Origin of the sequence: Cohaesibacter marisflavi (assembly GCF_963665895.2) — a bacterium.
GTDB classification, from domain to species: Bacteria; Pseudomonadota; Alphaproteobacteria; order Rhizobiales; family Cohaesibacteraceae; genus Cohaesibacter; species Cohaesibacter marisflavi.
The window spans coordinates 1156242-1172328 of sequence record NZ_OY762534.1 but is presented as its reverse complement, the minus strand read 5'-3'; the positions used below and the strand labels follow the sequence as shown (position 1 = coordinate 1172328).

Below are 16087 nucleotides of genomic sequence, written 5' to 3'. Positions count from 1 at the left end.
AAAGAAATGAGCGAGCAGAGCATATGCCAAGCGCTCGCTCCTTTAGCCGACAGCACTCTTTTTCTTTGATTTGTCGGGCGCGGTCGTTTCTTTTAGTTTCTCGCTATTCTTTGCTGCGTCGGATTCGGAATCAAGAACAACGCGTTCAAGATCCTGCTGTCTGACCTCCGTTTCGATCTCAACAATTCGCTCCGTTGAGATGCCAAGCTGGTCAAGAGCTTCCCGCCCGAAGGTGATGCCACTCTCGAAGGTTTCTCGAATATGGTAGTCAACTTCGCTTAAGGCGAGCTGCACAGCATGTGCCCTGTCCGTCGCACGGCAGAAGATTTTGGCCTTGGGAAAGCACTGCTTGATTAGCTCGATCGCATGGGCCATCACCTGTTCATTCTCAACGCATAACGCTATAAGCAGGGCATCTTCAGCCCCCGCAGCCCGAAGCACATCTTCGCGTGTCGCATCGCCATAATAAACGGGAAGGCCCAACCGGCGCGCTTGAACAGCCCGGCGCGCATTGTTGTCAATGGCAACGACGCCCAGCCCGTTGGACATGAGCATCTGGGCCACCACCATGCCGAAACGCCCAAACCCCACCACCAGTACCTGTGGAGCATGATCGTCAAATTTCTCAGGGGCAGCATCTGGTTCTCGTTCCCCCGTGACGGTTCGACGAGCGATATAGGCGGCATAGGCCTTGCCCACCAGCGGCGTCATGATCATGGAGAGAATGACGACCGCAGACATGACCGTGAAGAGATCGCTTTCAAAACCGGTTGAGGTGGCAGCAGCAAACAGAACAAAGGTGAATTCGCCAGCTTGAGGGAGGGTAACAGCAATTCTCATGGCGTCTGCGTTCGGAGAGCCGGTCATTTTCGCAAGAAGCCACAAAACCAGCCCCTTCAGCCCCATGACCACGATTACGCCAACAATAATCTGCCAGAGATAAGCTAGTGTGATTGGCAAATTAAGTGTCATGCCCACTGTCATGAAGAAGAGGCCCATCAGGAGCGAGCGGAAGGGAAAGATATCAGCTTCAAGCGTGTGCCGGTAGCTGGATTCGGCGAGCATGATGCCAGCCAGAAAAGACCCCAAAGCCATCGACAATCCAGCCCAATGCATCAACGCCGCGCTGCCAAGTGCCACCAATAACGCCGCCGCCAGCATCATTTCGCGCGCTTGCGTATTGGCCAGAATAGCGAACAGATGGGAAAGGAGATACTTACCAACGACGATCACTAGAAGCACGGCAGCAACCGTGATTCCGATCTGGTTCCAGGCTGAGCTTTCTGCGTGTGTAGCGCCGCCTGATACAAGAATATCTACCATCGCCAACAAGGGCACTATGGCAATATCCTGCATCAACAAGATACCAAAAGCACGCTGCCCATAGACAGACGAAAAATCGCCCCGATCTTTTAAAATTTGCACAGCAAATGCCGTCGATGAAAGCGCCATGCCAAAGCCGCCGATGATGGCAACCGTATTGGGAAGCCCGAGCAAAATCATGACACCGGAAAGAACGAACCCGGTCAACAGGATCTGGCTGGTTCCCAGCCCGAATATATCGCTCTTCATGCGCCATAACCGGTTTGGATTGAGCTCTAACCCGAGCACAAACAACAACAAGACGACGCCCAACTCGGCCACTGGCTGGATTTTTTCAACGGACTGAATTGCCCCCAACCCAAATGGCCCAATCACAATGCCTGCGATGAGGTAGCCAATAATCGCACCAACTCCGGCTCTCTTTGCAATTGGAACCGCAACGACAGCCGCGCCCAGAAATACGATTGCTTCGGAGAAAAACAGGGGTTCTGTGGGATTAGCCATATGCGCCTACATGTTGCCGGTACCGAGATAATTGGAGCAAACCAAATCTACAAAGAAATACTGATTCTAATCCATTATAGCCCTGAAAATGGTGAATATATAATGTGCCCGCGCGAATGCATGGAAAGCTAACAACCATCCACCCATCCGTTGTATCGATTATGTGATGACAGCGCATATGTTCCACTATCAGGCTACAAAAAAGCCTTCCCGAAACAATCGGAAAGGCTGGAATTTATACGCGACAACAGGTCAACGCAGATGTTGGCTTACCATTTACCGGTATTTTTCATGGATGCCCATGGCTCGGCCGGTGGCAGCGGATCACCCTTCTGCAACAACTCGATAGAGATATTATCAGGAGACCGAACAAATGCCATATTGCCGTCGCGAGGCGGACGGCTGATAACAACACCGGCGTCCATCAATTTTTGACAAAATTCATAAATATTGTCTACTTCATAAGCGAGGTGGCCGAAGTTGCGACCTTCGCCATATTCTTCAGGATCCCAGTTGTAGGTCAGTTCAACGCAATTTTCCAACTCACCATCAACCGAGAGGAAAATGAGCGTAAAACGCCCATCGGGATTTTCTGAACGGCGGACTTCTTTCAGACCGAGTTTGTTGCAATAAAAATCGAGAGATTCTTCAATGCTGCTGACTCGCACCATCGTATGGAGATATTTCATATGAATGCTTCCCTAGAGCTGAATAAAGTCGTCCCCTAACTATAGGATTGATGAAATGAATTTCAATAGCCCTGAACAGCTTGCCCAACAGCTCCTGGAACTGATTGACCATGCCGATCATATCGTCGCCTTTACCGGCGCTGGGATTAGTACGGAAAGCGGTATCCCTGATTTTCGTTCTCCCAATGGCCTTTGGGCTAAGATGGACCCGATCATGTTTGATGATTTCGTTGCAGATGAAGACACGCGTCTGGAAGACTGGCGTAGACGTTTCATCCAAAATGAAGAATTTTTGGCAGCGGAGGCAAATGAGGGTCACAAAGCGCTCGTGCGTCTTGAAAAGCGCGGGAAACTGGACTGCACGATCACCCAGAATATTGATGGACTGCATCAGAGAAGCGGCCAGAATCCGGATAAAATCATCGAGATTCACGGCAACGGAACCGTCGCCAGTTGCCTTGATTGCGGCGCGGAAATGACCCTGGCAGAAGCAAAACGGCACATCGAAGAAACCAGCCACTCTCCTCTATGTCCCCACTGCGGTGGATTGGTCAAAACGTCCATCATCAATTTTGGACAGGCGATGCCGGAAGAAAAAATGATGCGTGCGATGAGACACTCTGGAGACTGCGATCTCTTTATCGTTCTTGGGTCTTCCTTGGTTGTCTATCCAGCCGCAGGACTCCCGCAAATTGCCAAGCAGCATGGCGCTAAGCTGGTCATAATCAATAGAGATTCAACACCCCTTGACGAACTCGCCGATATGACGTCCCAACAAGAAATAGGCTCAATCATGAAATTGATAGCCTGACGCTATTCTTGAAGAAGTCAGTTACTATTTGATCACTTGCAGGACCATTATTTGGGCAGTTGCCAAAAGCTTGTTCCGGGCAAAGAGTCTCAAACCCCAATCACTTAAAAAGTTAAAAAATTATTGATGCAGTCTCTGGTCAAGATGATATCCTCGTTCCGAGAATCGACCAGTGTATTGAGTCGGGAACGAGGCTACGAATTGCGTTGAGGCAGGGCTATGGGTGTAAAAGTCGTACCAGAGCAGCAACTTTTTGACATTGGCACTGCCGATGATGCGGCATTGGACGTCACGCAAATTGCAGGCAAAATCAAATGGTTTGATGTTGCAAAAGGATTCGGTTTCATTGTGCCTGATGATAACAGCTCGGATATATTGCTCCATGTAACCTGCCTGCGCCGCGACGGATACCGCACTGCATATGAAGGCGCGCGCGTTGTTTGTGAAGTTCTCCAAGGCCCAAAGGGGCTTCAGGCCCTGCGCATTCTTTCCATGGATGAGAGCAGCGCCGTCCATCCTTCACAGCTTCCGCCAGCAAACACCCATGTCAAAGTGAACCCCACCAGCGAGTTGGAAAAAGCTTGGGTGAAATGGTTCAACCGGGAAAAAGGCTTTGGCTTTCTGACACAAGGTGAGGGGACCGCTGACATTTTCATTCATATGGAAACGCTGCGCATTTATGGCCTCACCGAATTGCGCCCGCATCAGGAAGTGCTTGTCAGATATGGCCCCAGCCCAAAAGGGAAGATGGCCACTGAAATTCGCCCGTCTACCGGTGCTCACATTCCTTCATCCCATTAGATTGACCTTATTTTCTTTCTTGCCGGCACCAAGTCTTCGGCTTGGTCATTTCATTGCCCATTTCTGAGCCTAAATATAGATCTGTGTCAGCCCTCACAGGATGCTCGGTCGGGCAGCGAAACTTTTTGTTGCCAGCGCTTTACCTAAGGTAATTTCCAATGCAGATGCGCAAAAGCCAGTTTTCACTCCAGTCACTGATCCTGCTTAGTCTGATTGTTTATGCTGGTTTGGCCATTTGGCTTTCGGCACACGCCCACTCAGCACAGATTCCAGCAACGATATCAGAGTATGAAATCAGCACCTTTTTGGCTGAAGAAACGCATCTCGTCATCAAAAGCGGGCAGACGAACCACGCATTCACAATCGAATTGGCGCTCGACGACGCCAGCCGCATGAAAGGCCTCATGTATCGCACAAGCCTTGCGGACAGAAACGGCATGCTCTTCGACTTTGGCAATACCGAGCCTGTCTATATGTGGATGAAGAATACCTATATATCCCTTGATATGATCTTTGTAGAACCTGACGGTCGCATCCATCATATCGTCAAGGGAACCACGCCACTTTCTGAATCTGTCATCGGATCCGCAGGGCCGGTTCGATATGTTCTTGAAGTTCCGAAAGGAACCGTGGACAAGCTTAATATCAAAGTGGGTGACGAACTGCTTCATCAATTGTTCACACCCAAATTATCAAAATAGACAGAGAGTCATCTTTTGCGCTTGCCCAGGAGGCATGCTGTTGCTATTCAATCGCCATTCCGCTTCGGGCTGGTTTCATGATCAGCCCGATGCTTGGCACGGAGCGTAGCGCAGCCTGGTAGCGCATCTGGTTTGGGACCAGAGGGTCGGAGGTTCGAATCCTCTCGCTCCGACCATTCAATGGGGTTATTCGGCAGACCTGTCAGAAAGGGCACCATGACAAAAGCGAGAATTTTCAAACCCTCGAAAAATGCCATGCAGTCCGGTCAGGCAACAAGTCAGGATTGGCATTTGACCTTTGAACCCGTTTCTGCCCGAAAAATCGACCCTCTGATGGGCCATATGTCTTCAGCGGATACACGCCAGCAGATTAATTTGTCGTTTCCCACCAAAGAAGCCGCAATAGCATATGCTGAACGTGAGAATATCGACTATCTGGTTATGAAACCCAAAGAGCGCAAGAGAAACGTCAAAGCTTACTCTGACAATTTCTCCACCACGCGCGTTGAGGGAAACTGGACCCACTAATCTCAGCAGCACTTCCATGCTGCAGATATACCCAGCAGGGGATACAGTTCCCTTCGCAACAAGATGGCCCCTTAGCTCAGTTGGATAGAGCAGCTGACTTCTAATCAGCAGGTCGCAGGTTCGAATCCTGCAGGGGTCACCACTTCTTTTCCCATGGTCATTCTGACGTGATGCTGCATTCATGCGACTTGGGGCATGCGTGCACCATTGCCGGATTATCAAATAGACATTCAATTTCTTTATGGTGTCCCTTGTTTATCGAGGCCGCAATCAATAGCATTGCGAAAAATTTGGGACCGATTTGGAAAAGAGAGAGAATTATGAAACTGTCTACTGCCACAACCATTTTAATCATGTCGACATCCGCAGCTTTTGCAGATTGTTCTGAAGTGACATTTTCGGATGTGGGCTGGACAGACATTACGGCAACAACGGCAACAACGGCAACGGTTTTGCAGGCCCTTGGCTATAAAACAGAGACCCGTATGCTCTCCCTGCCTGTTACCTATATTTCGCTGGAGGAAGGCAAGGTAGACGTCTTTTTGGGTACTTGGCTCCCCACGATGGAAGCTGACATCAAGCCCTATCGAGAAAAGGGGACGGTGGATACCGTTCGCGCCAACCTAGAGGGCGCGAAATATACGCTCGCCACCAACGAAGCCGGAGCGAAGTTAGGCATTACGAGTTTTGACAGTATTGCCGAACATGGCGACGCGTTGAAGGATACGATCTACGGTATCGAACCGGGTAATGACGGCAACCGTCTGATCATGTCCATGATCGAGAAGAATGCCTTTGATCTTGGCGATTTCAAACTGCGCGAAAGCTCCGAACAGGGCATGCTCAGTCAGGTGCAGCGCCTTTCCAAGCGCGACAAGCCGGTCGTTTTCCTCGGCTGGGAGCCTCATCCGATGAACTCAAGCTTCAAGCTCACCTATCTAAGCGGAGGCGATGACTATTTCGGAGAAAATTACGGCGGCGCAACAGTTTACACCAATACCCGTGCAGGCTATGTCAAAGAATGCCCCAATGTGGGCAAACTGCTGAGCAATCTCGAATTCTCCCTGAAAATGGAGAATGAGATTATGGGCTATATTCTGGATGACGGCATCAAGCCGGAAGAAGCCGCAAAGATTTGGTTGAAAGACAATCCTTCCATTTTGGATCAATGGCTTGATGGTGTAAAAACACGCGAAGGCGAAAACGCTTTGCCAGCAGCCAAGGATTCTCTGGGGCTGTAATCTCGCAAGCGACGGGGCCCGTGCACAACGGGGCCTCGTCAAATGAAAGATACGCTGAGACATGAGCGCATCAAGACATAAGGAATGCCAGCTTTGGAATGGCTCTATTCCCACAAGATCCCCGTAGGGGATTGGGCAAGCGCAATCTTTGAATGGATTCGCTGGAATTTGGAAGGCGCCCTTGATGCAATGAGCATAACCATCGAGAATATCATCGATGGCATACTATGGTTACTGCACACCCCGCATCCACTCATCATCATTGCCGTGTTCGTTGCCATTACGTGGATTTTGCAACGCAGCTGGAAGACTTGCCTGCTTGTTGGTGTCGGATTTCTCTTTATCCTCAATCAGGGCTACTGGCGCGAGACCACCGAAAGCCTGACGCTTGTCCTCTCGTCTTGCGCCGTGTGTATGGCGCTCGGAGTACCCGTCGGCATTGCTGCGGCCCATCGGCCGCGCCTTTATGCTGTTATGCGCCCGATCCTTGATTTGATGCAAACCCTTCCGACCTTCGTTTATCTCATTCCCGCCATCGTTTTTTTTGGCATCGGTATGGTGCCGGGGCTGATCGCGACGGTGGTGTTCGTTTTGCCAGCCCCGATCCGTTTGACCCAATTGGGCATTTCGTCGACCCCGCCCACGCTCGTTGAAGCCGTGAAAGCGTTTGGAGGCACGAAGAAAGATGTACTGTTAAAGGCCGAATTGCCTTATGCGATGCCGCAAATCATGACAGGTCTCAACCAGACCATCATGCTCGCCTTGTCGATGGTGGTGATCTCGGCACTTGTTGGAGCGGATGGGCTCGGTGTACCGGTGGTTCGGGCGCTCAATCAGGTCAATACGAGCCTCGGCTTTGAGAGCGGCTTTGTCATCGTCGTTGTCGCGATCATCCTTGATCGCATTTTGAACAGGAAGCGCGAAAATTGACCACCGCCATTAAACTGGATCAGGTTTCAATCGTCTTCGGAGACGACCCGGAAACCGCCTTGCCATTTATGGATAAGGAATGGGACCGCGCTGCTATTCAGGAAAAGACCAATCAACTCATGGCCGTGCGTGATTGTTCTCTGGAAGTCGAGGAGGGCGAAATCTTCGTGCTGATGGGGCTTTCCGGCTCTGGCAAGTCCACTCTTTTGCGCGCTGTCAATGGCCTCAACCCGGTGATACGCGGCGCAGTCCATGTCAACAATGGCAATGCGCTGCTTGATGTCACCAAAGCATCCGCAATGCAATTGCGTAAAATCAGGCGCAATCGCGTCGCCATGGTGTTTCAGCAATTTGCTCTTCTACCTTGGCGGACGGTAGCCGAGAATGTCGGGCTTGGCCTTGAATTGGCCGGCATGCCCAAACGCCACCGGCGGGAAGCCGTGTTGGAACAGCTGGCCCTCGTCGGCTTGGAAAACTGGGCTGACAATCAGGTCAGCGAGCTATCCGGCGGTATGCAGCAGCGGGTAGGGCTCGCACGAGCCTTTGCTACACAAGCCCCGATCCTGCTGATGGATGAACCATTCTCCGCCCTTGATCCGCTGATCCGTTGCAAGCTGCAGGATGAGTTGCTCGACCTGCAGCAAAAGTTAAAGCGTACGATCCTGTTTGTCAGTCATGATCTGGATGAAGCCTTTAAGCTTGGCAACCGGATTGCCATCATGGAAGGGGGCCTCATAAAGCAGATCGGCACGCCACAAACGATTTTTTCCAAACCAGCCGATGCTTATGTTTCGGACTTTGTTGCCAACATGAATCCCCTGGGCGTTCTCAGGGTGAGTGACGGCATGGTCAAGGCCAGCCGGAGCAGCTATGAAATGACAATCGCCCACGATACGCTTCTGTCGGAAAGCCTGGATCATCTGGTTACCACACAAACTCCTTTGGGGGTTACTCGGGACGGAGAAATCATCGGCGAGCTATCCTCTCGCAACGCATTGCAGCTTCTCTCGGGACACCTGTCCGAAGATAGCAACTAAAGCGCCGCCTGATCTACGATTGTATTTCTCCGCTTTCTATCGCTATGATGAAGAACCATGAATCCATTTGAGGTTTGATGCAATGAAGAGCCGCAGCTTTGCCGTTATTGGCCTTGGCACATTTGGCAGCACAGTCGCCAGCGAGTTGGCCAATTTTGGCAATCATGTGCTGGGCATCGATGTGAACGAACAGAATGTAGCCCGTCTAGCTGATACGCTGAGTGAAGCCATCATTGCAGACGGCAAGGATGAATCAGCTCTGAAAGAAGCTGGACTGGCCGACTATGATGTTGCGATTATTGCCATCGGCGAAGACCTGGAAGCCAACATCCTATGCACCATGAACATCAAACTTCTCGGCGTGGAAACCATATGGGTGAAGGCCCTCAACAAAACCCACCACAGAATTCTATCGCGCCTCGGGGCGGACCGCGTCATTCTGCCTGAACAGGAAGTCGGTCAGCATATTGCGCAAATGCTCCACAATCCGCAGGTGCGTGATTATGTCAGCCTTGGCAATGGTTTCCATGTGGTCGACTTCAAGGTGCCAGAAGTACTGGAAGGCAAATCCTTATCCGATCCGGATTGGTTTAACCACGGAGAGTTGCGCGTACTCGGGTTCATGCGAGAAAGCCAATATTTTTCAGGCGAAAACCAACAAGCAACCCTCAAAGAAGGCGACAAGCTGCTTCTGCTGGGCAAACGCGCCAACTTGAGACAGTTTGGAGACACTCTGCGTGCCCGGAGCTGACAATCATGGTCGTATCGCACAGTAAACGCAAAGCGACGCAATTGCCGCCACCGTTGGTGCTCGTCCTGCTTTATGCCTCCCTCATCGTAGCTGGAACCATCGGCCTGAAGCTGCCCGTCGCGACGGTGGCGCCCATTGGCTGGTCTGATGCGATATTTACCGCCACGTCAGCGGTCACAGTCACAGGTCTTGCCGTGCTCGATACGGGCAGGGACTTCACGATCTATGGCCAGATCATTATCTGCAGCATGATCCAGCTAGGTGGATTGGGCTTGATGACATTTGCGGTCCTCATCCTTTCCATGCTCGGCCTTCCCATAGGCTTTTCCAATCGCATCTATTTACGAGAAGACCTCAATCAGACCTCGGCAACTGATCTCATGGCCCTGACAAAGGTCATCATACGCATAGTGCTTCTATGTGAGTTGGTCGGCGCACTTGTTCTCTCCATTGTCTTCATTCCAGATCTGGGCGTGGCTCAAGGGGCATGGAGTGCGGTGTTCCACTCGGTTTCCGCCTTCAACAATGCCGGTTTCTCACTCTATTCTGATAGCCTCAGTCAATGGGCGGGGAATCCGTTGCTGAACCTGACAATCATACTGCTCTTTGTAATTGGCGGACTGGGCTTTACGGTTATTGCAGATGTCTGGCAGCTGCGCTCATGGCGCAAATACTCACTGCACACCAAGCTGATGCTCTTTGGCACTGCTATTCTGCTCGTATTCTCAACTCTGGCATTCACCTTGATGGAGTGGAACAATCCCGAGACACTGGGTGGAATGAATTGGGGAACCAAGCTTGTTGTCAGTCTGTTTCAGGCGGCAACCCCTAGAACGGCGGGCTTTAACACCGTCGACATGGCCTCCCTTAATGACAGCACCACTCTGATGTTCATGATCCTGATGGTGATAGGCTCCGGCAGTACGTCCACCGGTGGAGGGATCAAGGTCACGACTTTCATCGTGCTCTTGTTGGCTACCATCGCCTTCTTCAAGCGCCAAACAGCCATCGACATTTTCGGACGCAGGCTCGGCGCCGATCAAATCATGAAGGTTCTGGCGCTGGCAATGGTGTCACTTGCCCTGATTATATCGAGCATGTTTGTGATGCTTGTGTTCCACGAAGGTAACTTTCTGGATATCGCCTTTGAAACCGTATCTGCATTCGGAACGGTAGGTCTTTCCAGAGGCGTCACTGGTGATCTTGACCAGATCGGCCGCACCATCATCATGTTCATTATGTTTGTTGGGCGCGTTGGTCCTCTGACGATCGGGTTCGTGCTAGCGACCCAAAAATCAAAACGGATTTCCTACCCATCCGGCACTGTCTATCTGGGATAGTCAATGCAAATTGATAGTCTAGGCCTATCGATTTCTTATCGTTAGCGACAGACCGTCAAGCTTAGATAAAGACCTGATTGCTATTCACTGGTCGCTCAAGGAAGGTGAACATGGGTCTCGTCTTGCCAAATTTGGGCGTATCGAGATCGAGCCTTTTGTGCATGATGCTATCGATATCGGCCGCCGTGAAGGGCTTTTTCAGGAAACCGGTGATGCCAACAAAGGCGGCAGACCGCTCCAGATGATCGGTGTCGCTCGTCGACATCATATAGATGCCAATGCGCTCCGAAACACTGCGGATCATGCCCGCAAGCTCCAACCCGTCAACATCCGGCATATGAAAATCTGTCAGAATAAGGTTAGGGCGCTCGGCGACGATTGCCTGTAGTGCGGTACGGGCACTGTCTGCTTCTATGACTTCAAAGCCGAACCGGCTTTTCCCAAGGATCTTCTTCGTCAGTTTTCGCATCGTAGCAGAATCGTCAACAACGAGAATGCGATAGGTCTGTGTCATGACGATATAAGTCATGAAAACATCAGCAGCATCCTGCGCTTTGAACGGCTTCTGCATAAAATGATAAGCGCCAAATTCCTTCAGAACGGCTTCAGACTTTTCATCCATTCGTCCAGAGATGGCGATGGTCAAGCATTCTTTGGAAACCGTATTCGGTAATTCGGAAACAAGCTGTGGACCGGTCAGGCCCGGCATATGGATATCGATAAAGGCGACATCGATCTTTTTAGACTTCAGAACCTTTAGCGCCTCCGCGCCATCCGCCACAAAGGTGACGTCCAGATAATGATCATTCTTGAAAGCCAGAATGCCGCGTCGAATAACATCGCGCGTAATCGCGCTATCATCGGCAACAAGCACCCGAAGCATCTTGTGAAGAACATGGGGTTCTTGCTGAACCTTTTTCGGAGAAATCATATCATTTCGCTCTAGCGCAAAAAATATTGGTAAATAGGAAGGGCCAGTTGGTTGGCTGAGTGCTTTTGACATAAAAAACAAAAATTACTATTTCATGACCACAATTGTTCCGGTTTAGATAAAAAGATCATACCACACCCTACTAGGTTTTGAGTTACGCAATCAAAACAAGCACAATATTTAGTGTAAAGCATTGAATTTTATAGAATAATTTTCTACAAATAGTCGGAATAGGCCCAAACCAAACCACCATTGAGTGCTAAATATATTTATACATCCCAGTCCATATTCCAAAATTTCCTACACGCAATTCGCCTCATTTTTCATAATCGGCACCCTTCACAGCCACGCTTCTTCGAACGCGAGAGCACCCAAATTTCATATATTGTAATTGTTGGGCAGAGGGGACATGTCATACCAAGCTTTTTCATCCCGAATGGGCAAGAGCTCTGTCCAACCCACTCGAAATCCGCTAAACAACAAACACCAGTCCCATTTATACGCTGGAGCTGAATAGCATTCTAGGAGACATCCATGTCAGATTTTGGCCCATTTTCTGTCGATCCAAACAGTCCTCCCGGCTATCAGACCACGGGTCCACAAAAGCCTGAAGTGGACTGGATCACATCCTTAAGCGATTCCATCGAGCATCATCTGTCATCGCTTTGCTCTTCGCGCACCAAGGCCTTCATAGCACTGATGCTTTTTGCGCTTGTTTGTTTTCTGCCCGGCTTCAATTCCATTCCGCCAGTTGATCGTGATGAAGCCCGCTTCGCTCAGGCCTCAAAACAGATGATGGAAACCGGAGACTATGTCGACATCCGCTTTCAGGATGAGACACGCTACAAAAAGCCGGTCGGCATCTATTGGCTGCAAGTGGCCAGCGTCAAGGCGACGGGACAGGACTGGGACGCCCCGATTTGGGCCTACCGCATCCCGTCACTTGCCGGAGCCATGCTCAGCGTTGGCTTGACCTTCCTTGTCGGCATGCGCATGGGATCTGTGCGCAGCGGCTTTCTCGCCGGCCTTGGTATGGCCGCAGCCATATTGCTGGGTGTCGAAGCGCGGCTGGCCAAAACGGACGCCATGCTGCTCGCCACAATTCTCGCCGTGCAGTGGCTCCTTTGGGAAATGTATGATCTGCGGAGTGGCTTGAGCAAAGGGAAGGGCGCCTTACTCTGGGTCGCTCTTGCCTTCGGCGTTTTGATCAAAGGACCGATCATCCTGATGGTCAGCATCATGACCATAATCACTCTTTCCATTCGGGAGCGATCTGTTGGTTGGCTGAAGGGCTTTGGCTGGAAATATGGCCTCCCGCTGTTCCTTGTCATAACCATTCCGTGGTTTCTGGCAATCGGCATCAAAACCGATTGGGCCTTCTACATGGATTCCATCGGCAAGGACATGATGGCCAAGGTCGCTTCCGGCAAAGAATCCCATGGCGCTCCTCCGGGCACCTATCTTGCGGCCAGCATCGGCACTTTCTGGCCTATCTCCGTCTTTTTCATTTTGTCCGTCGTCTGGATTTGGAAACAACGGGCGCAGCGGACGGTATTCTTTGCTCTGGCGTGGCTCTTGCCTACCTGGATCATTTTCGAACTCGTTCCGACAAAGCTGCCACACTATGTGTTGCCCGCAATGCCTGCTCTTGCCATTCTTATGGCAGAAGCGCTTGAGGCCCGCGCTACCAGTTGGGCGAGCCTGTGGGGACGTATTGTCTCCCTACTCATTCCCATTGTCGCAGTCATTCTGGGGCTGGGTGCTCCCATCGGTCTGATTTTCATTGAAGGGATCATCAACCCTGCTGCCTTCGGTCTTGGACTTGTGGCGGCCGGTCTTGGGTTGCTCAGCTATGCCGTGTTGACACGCGGCCGCGTAATGGCTGCCTTCACACTTGCGTGCCTTACAGCGCCTGTTCTGTATCTCTCGCTGCATGGAACCATTTTCCCTCAATTGCGTTCTGTCTGGATATCTAACCAGCTGCAGGAAAGCGTCAATATGGTCAAGCCTTGCGAGAGCGTTGAAGTGGCCAGTGCGGGCTATAGCGAGCCGAGCCTTGTCTTCCTCATCGGAACAGACACATTGCTTACCAATGGCAAAGGTGCCGCCGACTTCGTAAAGGAAGCAGGATGTCGCCTCGCAATTGTTGAACAGCAGCAACAGCCTGCCTTCCTCGATGCGTTGGGGGATAGACGAGGGGACTTTGAACAAGCAGCAACCGTTGAGGGCTATAAGCTCAATGGTGGCAAATGGCAAAGTTTCGGCCTCTATCGCTATAAGATGTAAGAAAAGCAAGGATTGAGACGAAAAGGCATATGTCCTCGTTTACTCGTGTAAAAACCGCGCTCATCCAGTTGAAAAGCCAGTATTCTGCCTTTTCGACTCTAAGAGCCGTACGCGCTTTCCATGCCAGGTCGAAACGGTATGACCCGATCATCAAGGAGCCCGATTGGGTGTTGGTTCTGGTGGTGACTTTGAGCTTCATCGCTCTGGGCATGCTCTTTGTCGATGAGGCGGCTGGCCATTGGAAAGCAACGCTCTCAAAAGAAACCTACGATCTTTTCCAAAGCGTGACACGCTGGGGCAAATCTGAGAATTATCTCGTGCCATCGGGCCTCGCGGTTCTCATGACAGCTCTGCTTCCATGGCAACGCCTGAGCCTTGGTGCAAAGGCCGCCCTTTGCCAGATACAATTGGCGGGACTTTTCATCTTTATCGCTGTTGCCGGGGCAGGGCTGTCGAACAATATCCTGAAAATACTCTTTGGCCGCGGCAGACCCCGCTATTTCGAGGAGTTTGGCGCGCACTATTTCAATTCACCCGGATTTGCGTCCTCCTTTCAGAGCTTTCCTTCCGGACATTCCACAACGGCTGGTGCCATGGCCATTGCTCTTACGCTGTTGTTTCCGCGCCTTAAATGGCTTTGGATCGCCGCCGGGCTCTGGATCGCCTTTTCCCGCGTTGTCGTTGGCGCGCATTATCCGTCAGATATTGTTGCAGGATTTGTATACGGCGCGGTTTTTACATGGTTCCTTGCAAAATACAGCACAAAACGCAGGCTGCTGTTTCGCGCGCAAGAGGGATTAATCAGATTGCCAAAAACCGGCGGATTTTCCTTTGCCAAATTCATGAAAGCTCTTCACATGCTAGTGCAAAAAGCCTAAAGAGTGAGCAACTCGGCATAAAGTGCCGAAATGATCACCTCGCAAGGCTGAGCATCTTAAAGCTGTCGCATTCTCTGGGCTACTGATTGGCCGGATTGCATTCAGACCACGATGCAAGACTTATCGAAACCATACTCAGCGTCGGGAATGCACCATGCTATCCACCTTGCCACCGCTCAACCACACCCTTGAAGTCAGTGTGGTTATTCCATGCAAGAATGAAAGAGAAAATCTGGCTTTTCTCATCGACGAAGTGCATGCAGCCCTTAAAGAGCGCGCATTCGAACTGATTATCGTGGATGATGGCTCGACGGACGATACAGGGCCTTTTCTGAAAGAAGCAGCCGCTACACGCCCGTGGCTGCGTCACGTGCGTCACGAAGCCTCCTGCGGGCAGTCCAACGCCGTGCGTACGGGGCTTCTACTCGCCAAGGGGGAATTCATCGCAACCCTTGACGGTGACGGCCAGAATGATCCGGCCTTCTTCCCCCAGATGATTGACGCCCTCAAAGCAGGAGGTCCCGATCATGCTCTGGCTGCGGGGCAGCGTATGAAACGTACGGATGGCTTTGTCAAAAAGCATGGCTCACGCCTTGCGAACAAGATCCGCCAGTCCATGCTCAAGGACAACACCCGCGATTCCGGTTGCGGTCTCAAGGTTATCCGCCGGCAGGTTTTTCTCAATCTGCCATTCTTTGAAGCATGGCACCGTTTTCTGCCCGCCTTGGTCGTACGCGAAGGATTGAAGGTGGTCCATATCGATGTGATTGACCGCGGGCGCAGTCACGGCGTTTCCAAATATGGTATTTTCGATCGCCTTTGGGTTGGCATCATCGACCTGTTTGGTGTTCTCTGGCTGCGCAAGCGTCGTAAGAAAATTCCTGTTATCACCGAAATCGACCTCAGCCCCGACATCTCTTCAGATGCCTCTGGCAATGATCAGCACTAACCTTCGCGCAAGAATGTTTAGAAAGACCCTTTGATGCACTCAACTTTGTGGAATGACATTCAAGTCTGGCTCAATACTGTTTTTGTCGCGCAGTGGGACGTCTGGCTGGTCCTTGGTTTTGTGGCACAGGCCATGTTTACGATGCGCTTTGTGGTCCAGTGGATTGCCAGTGAGCGCGCAGGCAAGTCCATCATGCCCGTCGCCTTCTGGTTTTTTTCCATCGGCGGAGGCGCTCTGTTGTTCATCTATGCGCTCAAACGGGCCGATCCTGTATTTATTGTGGGGCAGGGGGCAGGCCTGCTGATCTATCTTCGCAATGTTTGGCTGATCTTCAAGGAACACAAAGCCAAGAAGTTGATGGAAAATACGCCCGTCGAATAGCAATGC

General features: G+C 51.2%; 16 protein-coding genes and 2 tRNA genes. 15 read left to right on the top strand and 3 right to left on the bottom strand.

The features are described from left to right. Positions 1-42: 42 nt before the first annotated feature. Together ACKPCT_RS06480 and ACKPCT_RS06475 are read right to left on the bottom strand one after the other, a co-directional pair. The gene (locus ACKPCT_RS06480; protein WP_090074811.1) at positions 43-1827 is read right to left on the bottom strand and encodes a monovalent cation:proton antiporter-2 (CPA2) family protein; all 1785 of its coding nucleotides are present in this window, start codon (positions 1825-1827) and stop codon (positions 43-45) included. A 269-nt stretch (positions 1828-2096) separates the two neighbouring features. Continuing rightward, positions 2097-2516 carry a VOC family protein gene (locus ACKPCT_RS06475; RefSeq protein ID WP_319568713.1) on the bottom strand — a complete coding sequence of 140 codons (420 nt, stop codon included), beginning with the start codon at positions 2514-2516 and terminating at the stop codon, positions 2097-2099. 55 nt (positions 2517-2571) lie between these two features. On the opposite strand from ACKPCT_RS06475, the gene ACKPCT_RS06470 reads away from it, so the two are divergent. The 11 genes from ACKPCT_RS06470 to ACKPCT_RS06420 all read left to right on the top strand — a co-directional run bounded on the left by ACKPCT_RS06470 (position 2572) and on the right by ACKPCT_RS06420 (position 10656). Next, positions 2572-3327, top strand: a complete 756-nt coding sequence (locus tag ACKPCT_RS06470; protein ID WP_319568712.1) for an SIR2 family NAD-dependent protein deacylase — start codon at positions 2572-2574, stop codon at positions 3325-3327. A 219-nt stretch (positions 3328-3546) separates the two neighbouring features. After that, positions 3547-4128, top strand: a complete 582-nt coding sequence (locus ACKPCT_RS06465) for a cold-shock protein (RefSeq protein ID WP_090074814.1) — start codon at positions 3547-3549, stop codon at positions 4126-4128. Between the two features lie 158 nt (positions 4129-4286). Next, on the top strand, positions 4287-4829 hold the full coding sequence (locus ACKPCT_RS06460) for a DUF192 domain-containing protein (protein ID WP_319568711.1): 543 nt from the start codon (positions 4287-4289) through the stop codon (positions 4827-4829). A 99-nt stretch (positions 4830-4928) separates the two neighbouring features. Then, a tRNA-Pro gene (locus ACKPCT_RS06455) sits at positions 4929-5005 on the top strand. Between the two features lie 40 nt (positions 5006-5045). Beyond that, positions 5046-5357 (top strand): ETC complex I subunit, encoded by a 312-nt coding sequence (locus tag ACKPCT_RS06450; protein ID WP_175528164.1) that lies wholly within the window; start codon positions 5046-5048, stop codon positions 5355-5357. 65 nt (positions 5358-5422) lie between these two features. Continuing rightward, a tRNA-Arg gene (locus ACKPCT_RS06445) sits at positions 5423-5499 on the top strand. A gap of 178 nt (positions 5500-5677) precedes the next feature. After that, positions 5678-6598: a choline ABC transporter substrate-binding protein gene (choX, locus tag ACKPCT_RS06440; protein WP_407652456.1), complete on the top strand. Its 921-nt coding sequence runs from the start codon at positions 5678-5680 to the stop codon at positions 6596-6598. Between the two features lie 93 nt (positions 6599-6691). Then, positions 6692-7528, top strand: a complete 837-nt coding sequence (choW, locus tag ACKPCT_RS06435) for a choline ABC transporter permease subunit (RefSeq protein ID WP_090073837.1) — start codon at positions 6692-6694, stop codon at positions 7526-7528. Then, a complete protein-coding gene (locus ACKPCT_RS06430) occupies positions 7525-8565 on the top strand; it encodes a quaternary amine ABC transporter ATP-binding protein (RefSeq protein WP_244544721.1) in 1041 nt (346 codons plus the stop codon). Before choW ends, ACKPCT_RS06430 begins: the two co-directional genes overlap by 4 nt. Before the next feature lie 82 nt (positions 8566-8647). Continuing rightward, positions 8648-9316 (top strand): potassium channel family protein, encoded by a 669-nt coding sequence (locus ACKPCT_RS06425; RefSeq protein ID WP_319568710.1) that lies wholly within the window; start codon positions 8648-8650, stop codon positions 9314-9316. A 5-nt stretch (positions 9317-9321) separates the two neighbouring features. Further along, positions 9322-10656: a TrkH family potassium uptake protein gene (locus tag ACKPCT_RS06420; RefSeq protein ID WP_175528094.1), complete on the top strand. Its 1335-nt coding sequence runs from the start codon at positions 9322-9324 to the stop codon at positions 10654-10656. Positions 10657-10717: 61 nt separating this feature from the next. Here the strand turns inward: ACKPCT_RS06420 and ACKPCT_RS06415 are convergent, their stop codons facing one another. After that, positions 10718-11587: a response regulator gene (locus ACKPCT_RS06415; protein WP_210186769.1), complete on the bottom strand. Its 870-nt coding sequence runs from the start codon at positions 11585-11587 to the stop codon at positions 10718-10720. Positions 11588-12121: 534 nt separating this feature from the next. Between ACKPCT_RS06415 and ACKPCT_RS06410 the strand changes: the two genes are divergently transcribed. The 4 genes from ACKPCT_RS06410 (at position 12122) to ACKPCT_RS06395 (ending at position 16081) form a co-directional block, all read left to right on the top strand. Continuing rightward, positions 12122-13873 carry an ArnT family glycosyltransferase gene (locus tag ACKPCT_RS06410; RefSeq protein ID WP_319568709.1) on the top strand — a complete coding sequence of 584 codons (1752 nt, stop codon included), beginning with the start codon at positions 12122-12124 and terminating at the stop codon, positions 13871-13873. Positions 13874-13902: 29 nt separating this feature from the next. Then, positions 13903-14751, top strand: coding sequence for a phosphatase PAP2 family protein (locus tag ACKPCT_RS06405; protein ID WP_319568708.1), 849 nt, complete (start codon positions 13903-13905; stop codon positions 14749-14751). Positions 14752-14905: 154 nt separating this feature from the next. Beyond that, the gene (locus ACKPCT_RS06400) at positions 14906-15700 is read left to right on the top strand and encodes a glycosyltransferase family 2 protein (protein WP_319568707.1); all 795 of its coding nucleotides are present in this window, start codon (positions 14906-14908) and stop codon (positions 15698-15700) included. A gap of 33 nt (positions 15701-15733) precedes the next feature. Then, positions 15734-16081 carry a lipid-A-disaccharide synthase N-terminal domain-containing protein gene (locus ACKPCT_RS06395; protein ID WP_090073777.1) on the top strand — a complete coding sequence of 116 codons (348 nt, stop codon included), beginning with the start codon at positions 15734-15736 and terminating at the stop codon, positions 16079-16081. Positions 16082-16087: the final 6 nt, after the last annotated feature.